Origin of the sequence: Streptomyces sp. R33 (assembly GCF_041200175.1) — a bacterium.
GTDB classification, from domain to species: Bacteria; Actinomycetota; Actinomycetes; order Streptomycetales; family Streptomycetaceae; genus Streptomyces; species Streptomyces katrae_B.
In genome coordinates, this window is the sequence record NZ_CP165727.1 from 2090598 (window position 1) to 2110214 (window position 19617).

General features: G+C 76.1%; 14 protein-coding genes. All 14 read right to left on the minus strand.

Annotated features, from left to right (window positions below):
* Positions 1–41 precede the first annotated feature (41 nt).
* Genes AB5J51_RS09920 through AB5J51_RS09985 form a run of 14 tightly spaced genes read right to left on the minus strand, consistent with a single transcriptional unit; the run spans position 42 to position 19613 of the window.
* Positions 42–1460, minus strand: coding sequence for a hypothetical protein (locus AB5J51_RS09920; protein ID WP_369777460.1), 1419 nt, complete (start codon positions 1458–1460; stop codon positions 42–44).
* Entirely contained in the window at positions 1457–2911 is a 1455-nt protein-coding gene (locus AB5J51_RS09925) for a hypothetical protein (RefSeq protein WP_369777461.1), read from the minus strand. The genes AB5J51_RS09920 and AB5J51_RS09925 overlap by 4 nt, the downstream gene beginning before the upstream one ends.
* Complete coding sequence (locus AB5J51_RS09930; RefSeq protein ID WP_369777462.1) at positions 2908–5028, minus strand: ATP-binding protein; 2121 nt, start codon at positions 5026–5028, stop codon at positions 2908–2910. Before AB5J51_RS09930 ends, AB5J51_RS09925 begins: the two co-directional genes overlap by 4 nt.
* A complete protein-coding gene (locus AB5J51_RS09935) occupies positions 5021–6661 on the minus strand; it encodes a hypothetical protein (RefSeq protein WP_369777463.1) in 1641 nt (546 codons plus the stop codon). Before AB5J51_RS09935 ends, AB5J51_RS09930 begins: the two co-directional genes overlap by 8 nt.
* Positions 6658–8796 (minus strand): phage tail protein, encoded by a 2139-nt coding sequence (locus AB5J51_RS09940; RefSeq protein ID WP_369777464.1) that lies wholly within the window; start codon positions 8794–8796, stop codon positions 6658–6660. Before AB5J51_RS09940 ends, AB5J51_RS09935 begins: the two co-directional genes overlap by 4 nt.
* Positions 8796–10970, minus strand: coding sequence for a putative baseplate assembly protein (locus tag AB5J51_RS09945; protein ID WP_369777465.1), 2175 nt, complete (start codon positions 10968–10970; stop codon positions 8796–8798). The genes AB5J51_RS09940 and AB5J51_RS09945 overlap by 1 nt, the downstream gene beginning before the upstream one ends.
* 18 nt (positions 10971–10988) lie before the next feature.
* Complete coding sequence (locus tag AB5J51_RS09950) at positions 10989–11456, minus strand: GPW/gp25 family protein (protein WP_206310694.1); 468 nt, start codon at positions 11454–11456, stop codon at positions 10989–10991.
* A gap of 50 nt (positions 11457–11506) precedes the next feature.
* On the minus strand, positions 11507–14212 hold the full coding sequence (locus AB5J51_RS09955) for a hypothetical protein (protein WP_369777466.1): 2706 nt from the start codon (positions 14210–14212) through the stop codon (positions 11507–11509).
* A gap of 1 nt (position 14213) precedes the next feature.
* The gene (locus AB5J51_RS09960) at positions 14214–15782 is read right to left on the minus strand and encodes a hypothetical protein (RefSeq protein ID WP_369777467.1); all 1569 of its coding nucleotides are present in this window, start codon (positions 15780–15782) and stop codon (positions 14214–14216) included.
* Positions 15779–16444, minus strand: coding sequence for a phage baseplate assembly protein V (locus AB5J51_RS09965; protein WP_369777468.1), 666 nt, complete (start codon positions 16442–16444; stop codon positions 15779–15781). Before AB5J51_RS09965 ends, AB5J51_RS09960 begins: the two co-directional genes overlap by 4 nt.
* Positions 16444–17529 (minus strand): phage late control D family protein, encoded by a 1086-nt coding sequence (locus tag AB5J51_RS09970; protein ID WP_136224443.1) that lies wholly within the window; start codon positions 17527–17529, stop codon positions 16444–16446. Before AB5J51_RS09970 ends, AB5J51_RS09965 begins: the two co-directional genes overlap by 1 nt.
* Positions 17522–17701 (minus strand): hypothetical protein, encoded by a 180-nt coding sequence (locus AB5J51_RS09975; protein ID WP_369777469.1) that lies wholly within the window; start codon positions 17699–17701, stop codon positions 17522–17524. Before AB5J51_RS09975 ends, AB5J51_RS09970 begins: the two co-directional genes overlap by 8 nt.
* Positions 17698–19038, minus strand: a complete 1341-nt coding sequence (locus AB5J51_RS09980) for a hypothetical protein (protein WP_168724239.1) — start codon at positions 19036–19038, stop codon at positions 17698–17700. Before AB5J51_RS09980 ends, AB5J51_RS09975 begins: the two co-directional genes overlap by 4 nt.
* Complete coding sequence (locus tag AB5J51_RS09985) at positions 19035–19613, minus strand: phage tail protein (protein ID WP_369777470.1); 579 nt, start codon at positions 19611–19613, stop codon at positions 19035–19037. The genes AB5J51_RS09980 and AB5J51_RS09985 overlap by 4 nt, the downstream gene beginning before the upstream one ends.
* Positions 19614–19617 lie beyond the last annotated feature (4 nt).

The window sequence follows — 19617 nt, forward strand, 5'->3', positions numbered from 1 at the left end:
CATATGCTATGCGCGCACCGTCACCGAGCAGTCACCGAGTGCTATTTTTCATCCGTCTCCTCGCTCTCCGCGTTCACTGCGCTCTCCCCGCCCCGCCGGTCGCTGCCGCCCCCGGGGTCGTAGCAGTGGCGCTGTTCCCTCCTGACGAACGCGACCCAGTTCCCGACCGGGACCTGCCGGTCGTCGACGGGCAGCAGGACGTCCACGCCGACGGGCTCGGCCAGCCGGATGCGGTCGCGGTGCTGCGCCTCCTCCACGGCCTGCGCGACATCGGCGAGCGCGCACGAGCAGTACCTCAGGTCCACCTGCTGCCCCAGGAGCGCGCGGATCCCGCCGACGGCGGCGCGCTGCTCCGGCTCGGGCGTGAACGGCAGGTACCCGGCGGGCGGCAGTTCCGCGATGCCCAGCTGCTCCAGGGTGTACGGGCCCGCGCCCGCGGCCGCCGGCCTGATCAGGGCGCCCTCGCCGAGGCCCGTGATGAGCCGCGCGACCTCCTGGCCGAGCTGGTCCTTGGTGTGGCTCTTGAGGAACTGCTCTTCGCCGATGAGGGCCAACTGCTCCAGCAGCGCCCCCAGATCGGCCGCGGGCGCCTGCGCAGCGCCCAGCACCTGCACCAACTGGTCCTGGAACTGGAGGATCTGGGCCGTGTACGCGTCCCAGGGCCGCATGCCGAGCCGTGACTGCCAGTACCGGTACGGCGGCGCCGCGGCCCGGTCGCGACGGGCGGCCCAGATGTCGACCTCCCACCCGTCGGGCCTGCCGGGGTCGCGCAGGAGCACCGCGAGCCGGACGGTCTTCGGCAGTCCGGGGCTCGCGGAGGGCGGGGTCCAGGAGAGCGGCAGATGTGCGCTGCCGGTCCCGTACGGCCACGGGGAGTGCGCCGTACGCTCGGCCGCGAAGATCCGCGAGGCGAGGAAGTTGCGCCGGGAGGCGGGCAGTTGGTTGTCCAGGCCCCGCTCGGTGCCCTCCGTCAGCCGGATCCGCACCCCTTCCGAGACGTACGGGCGCCGGGTGGTGCCCGTACCCGCGCACGGGTCGTCGCAGTAGCCGCCCTGCACCGGGGCGTCGCCGTAGGGCCGGGAGTCGGGGGCCACCTCGACCCACCAGAACCCGTCGAGGCCGGGTTTCAGACCGGTGAGCGGGAGCGTGACGAGGCGTTCCGAGCGCAGCGGGCGCCCCTCCGGGGAGACGGCGAGGCCGCCACCGACACGGAGGGTGCCGTCCTGCACGCTGACCTCGTAGCCCTCGACCACTCCGGGGCCGCCGGCCGCGCCCACGGCCAGGGCGAGTTCGCGGGCGTAGTCCTGCATGCGGCCCAGGTGTTCGGCGCGCAGGAACAGCCCGTCGAAGGCGTCCAGGCGGTCGATCCCGCCGTCGGCGGTGGCGGACGGGGTGGCGGGCGGCGCGGTCGGTGGGCCGGCGGGCGGGGCCGGCGCGGCGGTGCCTTCGCTGATCGTCATTCCTCGGTCCTCCCGGGGGCCGCCTGGCGCGGCAGATGGACGGTGACGACGGCGTCGTTCCCCTCGTCGGCGGTGCCCGGCGGGCCGCCTTCCAGGCCCGCGAAGGGCGCGCGCGGGTGCACGCCGTACAGCGGCTTGGGCCCGGTGCCGCGGACGCGGATGCGGACCGTCTCGTACGCGGGCCGCTGGTCGAGGTCCACCTTGACCCGGCGGCCGTCGGCCGACACACGGATCCCTGCGACCTCGTCCGTCGCCCAGCCCCGTCCGGCGTCGGAGAGCGAGGTGATCTCGATGCCCTCCGGTTCGGCGGAGCCCTGCGCGAGCGGAGCGGTGACCTCGAAGCTCAGCACGGTGTACTCGCGGCTCCAGGCGAGGGACCCGCGGATCAGGCGCGGGCCTCCCGCATCCGCCTCGGCGGCGGCGCCGATGATCCCGGGCGCCAGGCCGCACACCAGCTCCTGGACGGTGGTGGTGGGCAGGACCGCGGTCCGTGCGGACGGGTCGGCGCGCACCTGCTCGACCCGTACGCACCCGTCGTACTCGGTGAGTTCGACGGTGAGGCGGGCGAGGACGACGGGGGCGTGGTCCTCCGTCACCGGCGCCCACGGCGGGCACATGTCGCCCTCCGCCCGCTCCGGCTCCAGTGCGGTGGCATCGGCGGCGGCCAGCCGGCGGAACGCGGCGAGGAGGGCCGGCGCCCGCAGGTGCGCCGGGACCCGGGCCACCTCGGCGGCCTCCCGCAGCGCCTCCCGGCCGGCGGTGTCCCCCGGGGCGGCCTCGTCGAGGCCGAGGAGGACCCGTACGCGGTGGTACGGACGCCACGGTGCGGGGGCGGTGGAGCGGATGGTGATCCGCGCGGTTTCGACGATCCGGGAGAAGTCGTCGTGCCGGCGCGTGACGTCGCACGGGTCGGCCAGCGCGGGCACCGGCCGGTCCGGGCACGACGCGAACTCCGCGAGGATCCAGGCCTCGACGGTGCGCCGCCGGGGTGGGTCGGGCTCGGCGTCCGCAGGTGTTCCGCGGGGCGGGTGATCGTCCTGCGGCGGGTTCGCCTCGATCCAGTCCCGCGCCCATGCCGTCAGCGAGACGCACCAGGCCGCTTCCAGCGTGAGCTCACGGCCGAGCCCGTCGACGGCCAGCCCGGGGAGCACCCTGAGCTCGTCGCCGTCGCGGGCGATCCCGAGCCCCCGGACGACACCGGGGCCGTGCAGCCAGGCGTTGTGCAGCATCAGCTTGCCGCGCGGATTGCCCATCAGGACGCGGAAGTCGTCCTCGCCGAGCAGCATCCCGAAGGCCACGCGCAGCGCGAGGAACGGGTTGACGGGCAGCTCGTCCCCGCCGCAGGGGCCGGGGTCGCACGGCCCGCCTCCGTGCCCGGGGCCGGTGGGCAGGTCCGGGGCGGACCCGCCGCCGCAGCCGCACGGGGTGCTGCCGGAGCCGAGCGCCGTCATGAGCTCTCCTTCTGGGTACGCCGGTCGAACGCCGGGGCGGGGAAGTCGTGCACCGAGTCCGGGGCGGGGTCGCGGGCCGAACCGAGGGCCCGCGCGGCCCGCCGGTCCGCGGCGGCGCCGCCCGGGACGGCCGGTTCCCCGGGGAAGGGGCGGCCCGCCTTCCCGTACTCGCGCCGCATCGCTTCGACGAGGTGGCCCTGGCGGACCGCTCCCCCGTCGTCCGCCGCCCGGAAGGCCGCGCCGATCGCGGCGTTGCGGATCCAGCCGCCGGGCACCGGGTAGTACTGCGCGAGCCCCGCGAGGTCCACGTCGGGGTGCAGCAGGGCGCGGGGCAGGTGCAGCTCCCACATCCGGTACCGGCCGGCCTCGTCGGGGAGCGGGAACTCCACGACGAAGTCCATCCGGCGGATGAACGCGGCGTCGATGTTCTGCCGCAGGTTGGTCGTGAGCACGGCCAGCCCGTCGAACCGGTCGAGCCGCTGGAGCAGGTAGGCGGTCTCCATGTTCGCGAACCGGTCGTTGGCCTCGGAGACCTCCGTACGGGTGGCGAACAGGGCGTCGGCCTCGTCGAGGAGGAACACCGCCTGCGTGCGCTCGGCCACTTCGAAGCAGGCGGCGAGGTTCTTCTCCGTCTCCCCGATGTACTTCGAGACCAGCTCGGAGCCGTCGACCACCAGCAGGTCCCGGCCCGCCTCGGTCGCCAGCACCTCGGCGGCCAGCGACTTGCCGGTCCCGGGCGGCCCGGTGAGCAGGAGCCGTACGCCGCGGGCGGCCCGGGCGGCCTCCCGCAGCCGCCAGTCGTCCAGGACCAGCGCCTGGTGACGCAGCCGCGCCACCGCGTCGCGCAGCTGGCCGTCGGCCTCGCCGCCGAGGACGAGCCGCGGCCAGCGGGCGTCCGGGCTGACCAGGTCGACGCCCGAGGGCAGCAGCGCTCCGGCGCGGGCCCGGATGGCGCCGGAGACGTCCGGGCCGGCCCCGGCCTCCTCGGTGTCGGGGGCCAGCCCGGCGCGGCTGCGCACATCGAGGGCCACCTGGGCCGTGAGCGCCGGGTCGAGCGGATGGCGCGCCGCCAGTTCGGGGGCGCGCTCCGGTGCTCCGGGCAGCGCCGCCCGCCAGGCGGTGCGCCGGTCCGCCGTGCCGATCGGCCCGACCGGCACGGTGAGTACGGGCCGCTGCGGCCCGGGCCGTACGGTGCCCGGCGCGGCGCAGACCAGCAGCGGGCCGGGGATCCGGCCGGCGGCGGGGGTGACCGGGCCCGCCCCGCCCGTCGGGGCGGGCACCACCAGCAGCGGCACGGCGTCCCGTACGGCGGCGTGCAGGCCCAGCAGCCCCATGGCGCCGGGGTCTTCGGGGCGGGTCCGGGCGGCGAACAGGCCGAGTCCGGCGGCGCGGGCGAGGGCGGCGCAGCGGCTGAGGGCAACGGTCTCGTCACGGGCGGCGACCAGCAGCATGCGGGGCTCGCGCGAGCGCAGGGCGGCGACGGCCCCGACGGTTTCGGGGAGGTCGAGCCAGCAGTCGAGGCCGGCGACCGGCGGGCCGGGATCGGCCTCCTCCAGCGCCGCGGGCCGGGCGGGGTAGCCGTGGAGGGCCTCCCACAGGCCGTCAGCCAGGGTCAGGGAGCGTTCGTGGAAGGGGCCGTCGCCGGTGAGGGCGAGCACGCCCGCCCGTACGGCCGGGCCTTCGTGGAGCAGGCGGCGCAGGGCGACCCGGTCCGGCGCGTGGCTCTGTACCCCGCCTTCGGCTCCGGTACGGGCCGCGCAGTCGATCAGCAGGCCCGCGAGGCCCACGCTGGGGTGCGGGGCGCCGCCGGGGTTCATGGTGCGGAACGTCCGGGCCAGGCCCTCGTGTTCCTCGGGGAGCCCGGCGAACAGGACGAGCTCGGTCTCCAGGGAGCCGAGCCCGAACCGGTGCACGAGCCGGTCGAGCGGGGTGAAGGCCGGGGGGCGCGTGCCGGGGGCGGCTGCGGCGCGGTGCGCGGCGCTCGCGGCCCAGTCGCGCAGGAACGCGGCGGACCCGCCGGCCGCCTCCTCGCTGCACAGGGTTTCGAGCAGCTCGGCCACCCGGACGGCGACGGTGGCGGCCCGGCGGGAGAGGTCGCGGCTGATGCGCTCAGACATAGCGGTACCTCACCACCACGCCGAGCCAGCCGACCCAGCCCGGGTCGAGGTCCAGCCCGGCGCGTCGGACGGCCAGGTCGGTGTCGGCGACGGCGAGTTCGGCCTCGATCCAGCCGGTCTCGGCGGTGATCCGGCCGGGGCGGCGGGCGACCGCGGCGACGGCGCCGAACGGGTCGTCCGCGTACTGCCCGTCGCCGAGGCGGGCGGCGGTGGCCCGGGCCCAGTCGGCGGCGAGAGCGTCCACGGCGGCCTGTTCGGGCGGGGTTGCCGGGGCGGCGCGCAGGAGCCCGGCGGCCCGGCCGGGGCCGAGCCCGGCGAGGGCGAGGGCGGCGGGGTCCGCGGGTGCGAGGCCGCTCAGGGCGCGGGCGGTGGCATGCAGCACCCAGGGCAACGGCCGGGCGGCCAGGGCCGGTTCGTCGAGGACGCGGTCCGGGAGTCCGGTCTCGGCCGCCGCGGCGAGCAGGAACAGCAGCCCGGCCCAGCCGGTGGCCGCGCCGCCCACCGGATCGGCGGCCGGCTCCTGCGCCGGCGCACCCTCCTGCCGGGGTACCCGTACGGGGCCCTGCGCATCGGGGCCACCGGCCGCGGGGGCGTCCGGCACAGGGGCAGTCCCTGCCGCATCGACGCGGCGCGGGGCGGCGGCGGGCGGCTCCTGCGGCGCGTCCCGGCCGGGCGGGGACTCGGGGCCGTCGATGGGCAGCGCCGGGGCCTGCTCACCGGACCCGGCGGGCTCGGCGGCCTCCGGCACGTCCCGTGACCGCAGCGCCGGTTCGGGGCCGGTGTGGGCGGGGCCGCCGCCGAGGGTCCGCAGGCCGTCCGCCAGCAGCCCGCACAGCCCGGGGCGGGCCGAGGGCCGGTGCAGCGATGCCGGGTCGGTTTCGGCGAGGAGCAGTACGGCCCATGCGGCCGAGACCGGTGCGGCGGGGCGCAGCCGGCTCTCGCGGACCAGCGCGGCCAGCCGCGATCCGGCGAGCAGGGCCCGGGCGAGCGCGCGGGTCCCGGGGTCGGGCGCCGGGCCGGCGGGCTCCTGCGCGGCAGGGTCCCGGCCGGCGACGAGGGCGGCCAGACGCTGCCAGCCGTCCTGCCCCCAGGCCCGGTCCAGCGCGGCGAGCCCGCAGTCCTCGGCGGCGCGGAGCACTGCGGCCGCGGCATGCTGCGGGTGGCGTTCCAGGGCGGCCAGCAGCGCCGGGCCGGGCGCCGCCTCCGGGGCGGGGTCGCCGGGGCGGAGGATGCCGGTCTGCCGCCAGGCCCACAGCCGTTCGCGGCGCCCGGCGGCGAGGCCGGCGACCGCGTCGGCGAGCAGTTCCACGTCGTGCCGGTAGTGCACGAGAGCGCCCGGCGCGGCCGCGCGGCCCTCGCGTACGGTCCGTTCGATCGCGGCGGCGACCGCCTCGGACCAGTCCCGTGCGAGCGCCGGATCGGGGCGGGCCAGGTCGAGGTCCAGGGTCAGGTCGAGCCGGGCCAGGCACCAGTGCCCGGGCGGCAGGGCCAGGCCGCGCAGGGCCGTCTCCAGGGCGCCGCCGACCGCGTGCCGCAGCGGTCCGCGCAGCCGGTCCGCTGCGGGCGGCGCCTCGGCGGGGTCGGGGCGCAGGGTCGCCGACAGCCGGTCGATGACCACGGTGGGGCCGTTCATCCGACGCGCACCGCCCCGGCGATGGTGCTCTCGCCGACGCGGGAGCCGGCGGCGGGCACGCCCACGATGCCGTCCTCGCCGACGCGGACCCGGCCGACGACGGCGGGCCCCCAGGCAGCGCCCGGCCCGACGACGGAGGTGAGCCCGAGGTGCAGGGTGCGGCCGATCCGCATGCCCGCGCCGAGCGGGCAGATGTCGACGAGGGTGTGGGCCGGTTTGTGGGCCTCCACGATGGCGCGGACCACGTCGAGCTGGACCGGGCTCGGATCGGCGGGGATGAGCACGCTGAACCGGTGTGCGGTGGCGGTGTAGCCGTCCTCTCCGGGCCGGGTGCCGCCGACGGTGAACCTGCCCAGCGCCCCGGAGGTACGAGCCGCTCCGCCCACGGCCGGTGCGGGGGCCCCGCCGGGTCCGGCGCCGAGCACGGCTCCGCCGAGTCCGCGCAGCCGCCAGTGCTCCACCACGCTGATGGGCAGCGGGAGGTAGAGCCGCAGGATGCGTTCGAGGCAGGCGACGGTGCCGCGGATGCGGAACAGGTCGTACGCCTGGGCGATCAGCTCGCGCCGGGCGCCCACCGGCCAGCGCCGGTCCAGGGCCAGGCCGAGCAGCCCGGCCAGCCAGCCGAGGGCCTCCTGCGGGGTGGCCCGCGGGTCGAGCAGCAGGGTGCGCAGGGCGGCGCGCGAGTCCAGGTCGTGCAGCAGGCCTTCGGCGGGGGCGAGGAAGCGCTGCAGGAACGCGGCGTCGGCCTCGTCCCGGCTCCAGGCCCTGGGGAGCGCCGCGGACAGGCGGTGTCCGGGCCGCTCCACGCGCAGGCCCCGGATGCGGGGGCTCAGCCGCAGGGTGCCGGCGAGCCGGAGCACGATCCACAGGTAGCGGCCGGGCGGGGCCTGTACGGGGGCCTCGTACGTCTCGAACCCGTCCTCGGGGTCGATCTGCGCCCAGGGCAGTTCGCGGCCGGTCGGTCGCCGGAACAGCGGCGCGGAGGGCGGCAGCCGTTCGGCGTAGAGGGCGCGGGAGGGCAGGGGCGGGGTCTGGTCGGCATGGCGCACGGAGCGCGGGCCGCGGACGGGCGCAGACCAGGGCAGCGGGTCGGGGACGCCGTCCTCGTCGGTGGTCAGGAAGCTGACGCGGACCTCGGTGCCGGGGGGGATGCAGGCGTCGAGGAACAGCCGGCCCCAGCGGGTGCGGTACTCGCCCGCGTCGAGGCGGTAGCCGATGACGCTCCCGGCGGGCGTGTACCGGGCGGCGGGACCGGCGGTGCGGGCGAGGCCGTCGGCGGTGGTGAACGCGACGCGGCCCTGGGGGTCGACGGTCACGGCGCCGCCGTCGTAGCCGGGGGCCCGCAGGGGCTCGATCTCGGCCCAGGCGCCGCCGGCCGTACGGAACCGCCGGAACGGCTGCCCGGGGGCCCGGGCCACCACCAGCGCCCCGTCGGCCGTCAGATCGAGGTCGGTGGCGTCACCGACGACGAGCGGCCGGGTGCCGTCGGCGCGGGCGACGACGGCGTGCCCGCCGGCCGCGCCGGTCCACAGCACGTGGAGGTGTCCGGCGTGGTCGGCGATCCGGGTGGGGCGCAGGCCGTCGCTGCCGGGCGGGGGGTGCAGCACGGGTCCGCGCAGCGGGCCGCGGCGCCCCTGGAGCAGCACGATTCCGGCGGGCCGGGTGACGAGGACGGCCACCGCCCCGCAGTGGGCGGTGACGTCGAGGGGGCGGCGGTGCGGCCGGTCCGCGCTGCGGACGGGGACCCGGCGCAGCAGCCGCTCCCCCCACAGGTCGACCACGTGGACGGCGCCGGCGCCGGATTCGGCGATGAACAGCCGCTGGGCGCCGTCCACGGCGAGGCCGCGCGGAACGCAGAGGGTGCCCGGCCGGTGGTGGGGCGCGCCCTCGCCGCCACCGGGCGGAAGGACCTCCACGCGTCCCGCGCGCGGGTACGAGCGGTAGGCGCGGCCCCAGCGGTCGAGGGCGAGCCCGGCGGGTCCGTGGACGGCCGTCCCCGGGTCGGGCCCGGACTCCGGCTCGGGTTCCCAGGCGAGGCCGACCCCGCCCTCGTCGAGGAGGGCGGTGGACTCGTGGCGGCAGCGCAGCCACTGGTCCGGGTCGGCCAGGACGCCGATCGCGCGGTCGCCGTACATCAGCACACCTCCGGGGGCAGCGGTACGACGACGGGGTCGCCGGGGGGCGGTGGCGGGGAGCCGTAGCCGGCGCCGACGGGCAGCGGGCTGCCGGTGACGACGGTGATCTCGGCGAGCCGGGGCACCTCCCACGGGTTCAGCGGGACGAGCGGCAGCGGGGTCCACGCGGTACCGGTCCGCCGGGCCAGCAGCAGTTCGTCCTCCAGGTACTCCAGGCCCTCCACCTGGGCGGCGACGGCCTCGAGTTCGGCGCGCCGCACGGCCCTGCCCAGGGGCCAGCCCGCGCCCTCCGGCCCGTACGGCGGCAGCGGGGCGAGGTACTGGCGCAGGATCAGCTCGACCCATCGGCGCACCGCGTCGGGCTGGTAGCCGTCCCGGGTCCGGATGCCCACGGACACGGCGATGTCCACGTAGGTGGGCGGGATGACGTACAGCTCGGTGGTGACCAGGCGCCGGGGGGAGAGGTACGCGGCCACCTGGCGCAGCAGGGCGAGGTCGGGCAGCGGGGCGCCGGGGTCGCGCAGGTCCTCGGCGGGGAAGACGAGCACGCTGACGACGCCCGCGGCGGGCTGGGTGGGCGTGTCGGGGTGCAGCAGGGGCAGCGTCTCGGCGCGCCGTACGCCGGGGACTTCGAGGGCGAGGGAGCGGAAGTCGTCGGAGGTGACGGCCCGGTCGCGGCGGTGCACCTCGGCGGGCAGGGCGTCGAGGGCGTCGGCGAGGGAGGCCGCGTCGGCGCCGCCGGCCGCCGGGAGCGGGTTGGTGACCTTGATCCCGGCGACGCCGGTGAGCGCGCCGATCGCGCCCGCCGGGACGTTTCCGGCGGAGCCGCCGCCGTGCCGGTAGGCGAGGACGCGGATGCGTTCGCCGATCTGGGGCAGCCGGCAGCGGGTGCCGAAGCGGACGAGTCCGGCGTCGGCGTCGAGGGTGTAGTGCCGGTCGAAGGGGCCGCTGCCCGCGAAGTCCTCGACCTCGGTCCAGGGCTGCCAGCCGTCTGCCTCCTCGACCTCCAGCCGGACGCTGCCCGCGAGGACGGGGCGCTGCGTGAGGCGCAGGACCTGGCCGGCGTCGGCGGTCCCGGTGCCGAGGAGTTCGGGTGCGGCGGTGCGGGCCTGGACGGCGCCGACGGCGTTGACGCCGACCCAGCGGATGCGGTGGATGGCGTCGTTCTCGCCTGCGGGGCGGCGGACGCGCAGCCAGCCCAGGACCCGGCCGGCGGTCTTCTCGTCGTCGAGCGGCGGCGGGCTGTGCAGGCCGCCGCTGCCGGCGCGGCCCCGGGGGTGGGCGGGGAAGGCGGCGGGCAGGGCGACGGAGACCACGCCGGTGGTGGTGAGACCGCGGCTGGTGTCGCCGAGCACGGCGAGGGGGGTGAAGGCGGTGGGGGCTGCGGGGCCGTTCCACAGCTCCCAGAGGAAGCCGGGCGGGGCGCTCACGAGGTCGCCGGCCCGCAGCCGGGTGGGGTCGTGGGGGTCACGGGCGCGCAGGTCGTAGGGGCGCGGGAGTCGCTCGTCGGGGACCACGCCCACGAAGACGGTCCGGCCGGCCAGCAGACGGGGGTCGGTGGTGTCCTTGGCGAGCAGGGCGATCCACAGGGACCGGTCGAGGGTGGTGCTGACGTCGAGAGGCGGCTGGTCGGGGTCCAGAGGGTCGGTGGGGACGGCGGTGGTGACGTAGAAGGAGACGGCAGCCCCGGAGGCCACCCGCTTGCGCTCGTCCTTCGGCAGGGCCGCGACGGCGTTCTGCCGGCGCCGGCTCTCGGCGGAGCCGGAGGCCCCGGGGGCGGGCGTCTTGCCGACGGCGAGGGTCTCCAGGGGCCAGGCGACGACCTCGTTGTCGGTCTCGAAGGCCACCGCACCGGCCCGGGCCTCGGCGCCGCGCAGCACCTGGACGCCCTCGGGGCGCTCGGTCTGCAGGACGAGGAGGGTGCGGGCGGTGAGCGCGGGGCGCGGGCGGACGCCGAGCAGGCGCAGGAAGGCGGCCTTGGTGGCGTCGGGGATCTGGTTGAAGCGGAAGAGCAGTGACTCGCCGAGGTGCGCGAAGAGTTCGAGCAGGGCGATGCCGGGATCGCCCGCGTTGTGGTCGGTCCACTCGGGTGCGTAGACCGGGATCCGCTTGACCAGCTCGTCCCGGAGCTGTTGGAAGGTGCGGTCGTCGAGGATGGGGCCGATCAGCGGCATACCGTCGTCACCCGGCCTCTACCGCAGGTAGAAGGGGTAGACGAGGTTGGCCGGGCTCAGGTCGAGCAGGTGTACGTAGGCGATGTCGATCCACACCAGGGCCGGCTCCTCCCCCGGGGTCACGGCGACCTCGGTGACCCGGATCCGGGGCTCCCAGGCGGTGAGCGCCTCGGCGATCTCGGCGGCGATCGCGGTGCGGGTGGCGGGGGTGTTGGGGGCCATGAGGTGGCGTCGCAGTCCACAGCCGAACGTGGGGCGCATGATGCGCTCCCCGGGCTCGGTGTCGAGGATCGTCTCGACGGACTGCCGGACGGCGGCGGCCCCCGCGACCCACCCGAGCCCGCCGGCGCTTCCGCCTCCGCTTCCGCCGCCGTTTCCGGGCCGGAACGGGAACCGCACCCCGGTCCCGAGCCGGGCCTCGCCGGCGGACAGGGCCGCCGGGCCGCGGCCGCCGGGGAGGGATGTCAGGGCGTCAGATGCTGCCATGGCGTCCATGGTCCGCAGGGACCGTCACCGGGGCGTCTCCCTGGCAGGGGTCACTTCCACCAGCCCTCCTCGCGGAGTTTCGGCTTCAGCTGCGCGATGGCACTGTCGTACTTCTTGCCGAACTTCGACTCGATGTCGTCGATGTCCTTCTCCACGGCGGCGTTGAACTTCTTGCGCTTCATCAGACGCAGCTGGTCGGCCCGGTGATCCTTGGCCTCGTCCCAGGAGCCGGTGCTCGCGACCCGGGGATGGAACCAGTTGCCCCAGCGGTCCCTCAGCCCTCGATGGTCCATCTTGTCCATCTGGATCGCCGGGCCCTGGCCGAACGAGAGGTCGCTGATCTTCGAGTAGACGCCGTACGGCGGAATGTGGTTGATCTCCGTGCCGGCGAAGTTCCTCTTGCCGTTCTTCAACTCCTGGTGCCGGCCTCCCTTGAACGCGGGCAGGTACTCGTCCTTGTACAGGGGGTGGCTCTTGCTCTGCACGCGTCGGTCGACGCCTTCCTCCCCGGGCTCTTTCGCCTTCTTCGGCGCGGCGTCGACCTTCGCCGCCTTCACCTTGGGACTCATCCCGGCCGTGACCTGCCACTTGTCCGCCTCCAACTCGGCGTCGAGGACGGTGAAGCCGTGCTTCTTCCTGATCCCGGCCAGCGCGTCCCGCAGCTCGGTCTCGTCGTACGGGTCCTTGTGCGAGCGCTCGGCGAGGGTGCCCAGCGCCTGCAGGCCCGTCAGCCAGCGGTCCTTCTTGTCCGGTGGCGGAACCGCGTGGCCGTCCTTGGCCGGCTGGTCCTTGGCCGGGGCGGGAGTGGGGGCCGCCTTCGCGGGGGCTTTGGCGGGGGCCTTGGCCAGGGCTTTGGCGGGGGCCGTCGGGGTGCCGGGGTCCTTCCAGACGCCCTTCTTCTGCTCGTCCTTGGCCGACTTGGCCGGGACGTGGTCGCCGACCAGGTCCGTCAGGAACTTGTCCGGGCTGAAGTCCACCTCGCCGAAGGTGATCTCGGGGACCTTCCCCGAGCCCAGGACGTGCTCGACGTCCGCCCCGACGCCGAACTCCCCCGGCAGCGGGTATTCCAGCTGGGCCAGCGGCCAGTTCCAGCGCTTGTCCGGCGCCGGGGACCACCACGGACTGTCGAGTTCGACGAAGAGCTCGCCGCCGAGCCCCAGGAAGGGCTGGGCCGCGATCTCCATGTGCCCGGCCAGGAAGAACTCCCCGTGCTTGCCCGCCTTCGGATCGGCGACCTCCCGGTAGCCGATCACCGGGGTGGCTTCGACGTAGCCGCGCACTCCGGCGAGTGCGGTGAGCGCAATGCCCGCCTTGATGTCGTGGCCCACGAGCTGTACGCCCGCGCCACCCTCGGCCTTGAGCCGCAGGCCCGCGTAGGCGGAGATGTTGAGGGTGCCGGTCAGGCCGAAGCTCTTGAGCACCTCCGGCCTGGTCGACCAGGTGCCGGTCAGCTCCAACTTGTCGAGTGTCGCGGGGCCGATCTTCGCGATCGCTTCGAGGCCGATGCCGGCGAACAGGAAGACGTTCCCGACCAGCGGGATGCCGTAGGCCGCGCGGACCTCGAACTTCGCGAGCTGTTTGAGGAAGTCCCTCTGCTCGAAGAGCGGCTTGTCCATCTTCGGCAGGATCTTGCCCACGACGGTGACGTCGCCGTGGTGGTCGACGACCACCAGTGCCTCGCCGCTCAGCCAGTCCGCCAGCCGGACGTGGACGGTTCCCCAGCCCGCCACCACCCGGGGGCCGGGGCGCGGGCCCGCGGGTTGCGTCGCGTCCGGACCGGCCGCCTCACCGGTCACCCCCTTCGCGGACGTGACCTGCGCGGGGAGTTGGCTGTCCGTCAGCTCCTTCGCCGCCTTGGCGTCGGTGGCCAGCAGCGTCACCTGGCCGTCGAACCGGTCGTTGGCGTACCGCACGGTTCCGCGTACGTCGACGATCCCCGCCGCGAAGGCGGCCGTCACCTGCCCCGTGAACCCGCGCAGCGCCACGTCCACGAGCGCCTTCCCGGACAGCGCCCCGTCCGGCCCCCGCAGCACGGGCACCTCCACCGAGCCGAGCCCGGCCACCGTTCCCTTCGCGACGGCATCGAACGTGACCAGCTCGTTCGCGAGGCCGAGGCTCCCGGAGGCGCTGAGGAAGCCTCCCAGCGTGAAGGACATCCCGCCGGCCCTCACGACGAGCGTCGCGCCCCGCAGTTCGTTCTCCACCCCCGTCAGGCGCAGACCGCCCACGCCGTGCCAGCCCAGTGCCTCGGCGGAGCCCTGCAGGGTGTCGAACAGGCCCCGGGCGCCGTCGAGGGTCATGCCCTGCACCTTCGCCGAGGCGTGCCCCTCCGGTACGCCGTCGCGGACGCGCAGCGCGAGCACCGGCTCGATGCCCCGGGTGCGCAGCGGCAGCAGCAGCGGGTGCAGCAGCGGGACCGGCTGGAAGCCGCTCCCGGGACCGGTGACGATCCCCTGGCCGGTCTTGCGGAGGTGGACGGCCCCGGCCGCGATGTGGCCGAGGCGGACGCGTACGGGCCCGCCCGCGGCCCCCTTGCGGTCCAGGTACTCCTCGACCGGTGCGGGCACGGCGAGCGGCGCCCCGCCCTGCAGGGCCAGTTCCTCCTTGGGGACGTCGGGCGCGGCGACCACGCGGGACAGCTCGTCCGCGAGCTTTCCGGGGGCGGTCGCGGGCGCGGGCCCCGCGGGTGCAGGTGCGGGCGCAGCGGGGACGGGAGCGCGGGCCGGTTCCCGGGCCGCGGGCGCCGGAGCGGCCATCTCATCCCCCCTCGCACAGCGGGTCGTCGACCGGCGGCAGCGGTCGGGGCGCTGCCGGGACGGGAGCGGTGGCGGGCGGGGTGACCAGGTCCACCAGGTCGTCGAGGTCGTCCTGGGCGAAGGCGTCGCTCGCGTCCTTGAGGCGGGCGCCCGCGCCCTTGGCACCGAGGAGTTCGTCGAAGGCGTCCGTCTCCGCCCGCCCCATGTCGGCCAGGGTCCTGGTGCCGTCGAAGAAGGCCTTCAGCGCGGCGGCCGCCTCCAGCGAGGGCGGCAGGCAAAAACGCAGGGCGAGCAGCCACCACAGCTGGAAGAGGAACACCACGATCGGCAGGAACATGCTGAACACGAAGAACGCCACGATCATGAAGATCTCGAGGGCGAACGTGCAGGTCCGCGGGACGGTGCCGGCCACCGAGCCGCCGCTCGGCGTGCCGCCGCCCGGATCGAAGGACAGCTGCGAGCCGGGCGGGCTGGTGATCGCGACCCCGCCGGCGCCGGGCGGTGCGGCCGCCCGGGCGGCCACCGCCCGCAAGTCGGGCATGGTGATGGAGATCTTCCGGTTCTTGGTGCCCTCGGGGTCGAAGAACGAGGCGAGCCGGAAGGGCTCGGTGGGCTTGCTCCAGGAGATCTGCGGCGGACAGTGCTCGTGGCCGGGCCGCGGGGTGCGCCGTACGAAGCAGTGCAGTTCGTAGACGGAGCGGTCGTCGAGCTTGGGGGCGCCGCGGTCGTCGTGGTCTGCGGACGCGGTCGGCACCACCCCGAACCACAGCGACCGCTCCGGCGGCGGCGCTCCGTGCCGGCAGTCGCCCGAGCGGGCGGGCAGCCGCCACATGGGCAGCTCCTGTTCCCGGTCGTCCGGCCGGCCCGAAGGCGGCGGCTCGCCGAGCCTGCGCCACTGCCCGCCCGCGGCCCCGGCCATCCACGCCTGGGTCTCCTTCTCCAGGTCGACCCGGGCCAGGAGTTCGCGGTTCTCCTCCTCGAAGGCCGTACGGTGCGCCAGGTCGGCCCACAGCACGTCCTGCGCCTGCGACAGGTACGGGCCCGTGTCCGAGCCCGCCTGCCCTCCGGCCGCCAGCAGCTCGGACGTCAGCCTGCGGGAGAGCGTGCGCAGCACCTTCGGCGGCGCGCTCATCTCCACGTGCCGCCGGCGCATCACGAACCCCACCTCGAGGCCTTGCGCGGACTGCGGGCGCGGCAGCCCGGGCCGGTCGCAGAAGAGCTCGACGACGACGGCGTAGAACCGCTCGTGGCTGGGCTGGTAGAGCTTGCGCAGCCGGGTGCGGACCAGCTGATGGGTGGCGAACCGGGCCCGGCCCGGGCCGCGGTCGGCGAGGGCGACGGGCACCGGGTACGACCAGACGTCCTCCTCGGGGTCGAACTGCAGCGAGTCGCGCGGATCCGCCACGAGCGCCCGGACGAACTCGGCGGAGGCGTACTTCTGCAGCGCCGGGGGGTGCGCGGAGGGGTCGAAGCGGTCGAAGTGCCCGCGCTCGCAGGCGTACCAGGGAGCGAGGACCTTGAAGCCGTGCCCGTCGGGGGCTGCGGCCGCGGCTGCGGCTGCGGCGCTCACCAGATGTTCCCGGCGCCGGGGGTGTAGGCCGGGGAGATCACCACTTGCTCGGTGACCAGCGTTCCGCATTTCACCAGGCCGCTGAAGGTGGCCAGCGGGGCATTGACCGCCACCACGGGCGCCTTGACGTCGACGGACACGTTCGCCTGGACCTCCACGGCGGTCGGCGTCAGCCGCACCACGCAGCCGCCGCTGTGCCGGATCGTCACCTGCTGGGTGGCGTCGTCGAGGGTCACCTCGTGGCCGGACGCCATGGTGATCCGCACCTTGGCCGCGCCCCGGGAGTCGTCGAACTCCAGCCGGCTGCCGGCCCTCGACCGCAGGGCGCGCAGGTTGTTGGCGTCCTCCGGCCCGTGCGGCAGCGCGGTGCGGCCGTTCCAGGCCGCGCCGAGTACGTACGGGCGGCGCGGGTTGCCCGCCTCGAACGCGACGACGACCTGGCTGCCCACCTCGGGCAGCACCAGCAGGCCCTGCTCGTCGTCGGCGTACGGGGAGCAGAGCGTGGCCCAGGCGCGTACGTCGCGGTCGCCGTCCCTGCCGAGCCAGGGGAAGCGCACCTCGACCCGGCCGAGCCGCCTCTCGTCCACGATGTCGGTGACGAACGCCGGGTAGACGCCGAAGTATCCGGGGGCGGAACCGTCCGCGGGAGCGGGCAGGGACATCACACCACCTCGTTCAGGCTGGAGCGTTCGGCGTCGAAGCGGGTGCGGAAACCGCGGTCCGCGTCGAAGGTGTGCCGGATCCGGGTGACGTAGTACCCGTCCCCTTCGAACGGCGCGCCGACCGAGCGCAGGGTGAGCCTGCCCCCGACGACGAGATCGGGGCTGCCGTTGGTGGTGCCCGCGACGGTCACGAACCGGCGGCCGCGGCGCAGCATTTCGGCGCGCGCCCAGGTTCCGGCCTCCTCGGCGGTCAGGGCGGCCTCCCGGACGCGCAGGCTGGTGCCGGGCCCCAGTGCCCGGGCCAGGAGTCCGGCCCCGGTGCGGCCTGCGGCGGTCTCCGCCTCGACGACCTCGGGGCCGGCCCGTTCGTCGACGACCTCGCGGCGGTCGGCGTCGTAGCCGGTGACGACGACCTCGCTGCGCTGGTGGGCCAGGTCGGCGGCGAGCCGGACCGACATCAGCTCGCTGCCGTAGACGAGGGTCTGCGGGGTCGAACCGCGGCTGCCGCGGGGGCGGAAGTGCAGGGTCCGGCCGCTGGCCCACAGTTCGGCCTGGACGAGCCGGGCCCGCTCCCGCAGGAAGGCCAGATCGCTCTGGTTGAGCTGCTGTACGACGTCGTAGCGGGGGCCGGGGACGTCCGCGTCGGCGCCGAGCCCGTGCTCGCGCGCCACCTCCTCGGCGACTCCCGCGTCGGTGGTGTCGTGGTACGTGCGCATCCGGCGGGTCATCCGCAGCCGCATCAGCGCGTCCTCGGCGTGGACGAGGACGAGCGGCGGTTCTCCGTCGCCGAGGAGGAGTTCCAGGCCGGAGACGACGCCTTCGAAGACGTACCGCTGGCGCGAGGGCGGGCCGAGGGCGACCCTGAGGGCGCTGCCGAGGCCGACCGTGGACCCGTCGAGGTGCCGCAGCCTGTCCTGCGGGCCCTTGGCCCCGGCGCCGACGGCGAGGAAGTGCGCGCGCAGCGTGCGCAGTCCCTCGACGCCTTCGGCGACCTCCAGGCGTACGCAGTCCCGCGCGAGGTCCCTGACGAGTGCGCCGCCCACCTCGAAGACGGGCGAGACGACCGCGATCGCCGGCTCAGTCATCGAAGCCCTCTGCGGCGACGCGGGCGGCGAGCCAGGCGGCCCGTTCGCAGGCCTCGCGGTGGTGCTCGGCGGCCGCCCACGTGCCGCCGGCCCGGTCCGCAGCGGGGGCCGGCGGGGCGGCGCCGCCCGCGGGCACGACGTCGGTGTGCAGCTCTCCGATGTACACGCTCATGGCGGGCCTCCTCGCGGTGTCCACCTCAGGGTGGTCGGGCCCGCGTCACGGCCGCGTTGCCGGGGAGTGTCGCAGTCGGCGGCGGCCCGGCCGGGTGCGGCGGGCGGCAGCCGCTCCCAGGGGGCGGCTGCGGGGTCGGGCGGCGGGATCTCCTCGCGCCGGGCCCGGTCGGCGAGGCTGCGGGCGCCGCCGGCCCGGACCTCCGCGAGGGTCGCGGGGTCGGCGCGGGCCCGCAGCGGTATGCCCCGGCCGTAGCCGAGGGAGCGCCGGTCGGGGACCGGTGGCGGGGCGTACCGGGCCGGTCCGGGGCGGGTCGGTTCGCGTACGGGAGGGCCCGCTGCCGCGGTCGGCACCTCGAAGCTCTGCCGGGCCCGCGCGGTGGCGGAGTCCACTCGGGCGCCCGCCACGATGTCCGCCGACGCGGCGATCCCGCCCCCGGCGCTGAGGACGAACCCGGCCGGCGCCGGATCCGCCCCGGACCCGCCGCCGGCGCCCAGGGCCGCGGCCAGGCCCCCGGCGGAGGTCGGCGCGGCGTCCCCGGCGAAGCCTGCCGAGAGGCTGATCCCGGCCGCTGCGGCGAATCCCGCCGAGACCTCCGCGCCCAGCTGGACGGCGGCACCCGCCGCCAGGGTCAGCGGACTGTCGAGCCCGCTCATCGCGCCGCGCCAGGCGGCCGGGTCCAGCCCGAGCCGGGACAGCAGCTGCTGGGCGGACTCCCCCTCCTGGGCCTGGACGACCTGCCGGGGCCGGCTGGTGCCGGACGTACCGGGCGCGGCTCCGGTGCGCCCCTCGCCGGCCTCGGTGGCGGTCCGGGCGTCGCGGGTGCCGGGGCCCTCGTCGTGCGCCTGGTACGCGAAGTTCTGCTCGACGATCGTCACCCCGACCTTGGCCCGCAGCGGGGTCCCGTCGGGCGCGAAGTGGTCGAGCTCCTCGGTGACCTGCGTGACGATGCCGTTGTAGCGGAGCGTGCCCCAGACGAACCGGACGGCGGGCGGCGGGTCGGAGGTCTTCGCCGGGGGTTCGACGAACTGCCGTACCAGGGCGGTCCAGCGGCGTACGTCGACGTACTGTCCGCCGCCGCGCTGTTCGGCGGTGTCGAATTCGAGGTCGAAGGTGAGGGTCGAGCCCTCCTGCGCGGGATGCTGGACCTTCTGGTTCCTCGTCGTCGCCCCGCCCCGGTCCACGTTGTTGTTGCGGCTGATCCGCAGGGTGGCCGGGTTGAACTGGACGGCGAGGGGCCGGCTGTCCGCCGCCTCCTTGACGAGCGGCGGCTGGTCCTTCCCCGGCTGGGCCGTGACCGTGAGCCGCTGCAGGGTGGCGTGGACCAGGGCCGTCACGGGGTCCGCTCCAGGCGCAGGCCCTCGTGGGCGATGTGCAGTTCCTCCACGGCTATCTCCCCCGTACGGGCGTTGAGCGTCGGTCCGGTGATCTTCAGCGGCAGGCCCCGGACGAACGTCCAGTGCGCGACGACCCGTCGGCCCGCGGGGTCGAGCACCTCCACGTCGCCGTCGTACCGCGGGACCGGGGCGCCGCCGGCGACCATGCCGTGCAGCCAGTCCCACAGGCTCGTGTCGGCGCTCCCCCCGTCGGCGGCGATGAGCATGCCCCGTTTGAGGACGAGCGGCTGGAGCCTGACCCGCCCCACCCGGCGCACCACTTCGTCGTTCGCGCCGCCTTGCAGGTACTCGCGTACGTCCGCCTCCAGGGCCAGTCCGGCGCATTCCTGGAACCCGCCGTCGCCGAGCCGGTCGGGGGCCCGGTCCGCCGTGCCGGGGCCGACCGCCGCGGGACCGGGCGCGGCGGCCTCGGAGGGCGGCCGGGGGATGACGGGAGGGGGCTCGGCGGTCCGGCCGGGCGTGGCGCTGCGCGTGAGGCGCACCCGGAACCTGAAGGTCTGCACGAGCTCGGGCACGCTC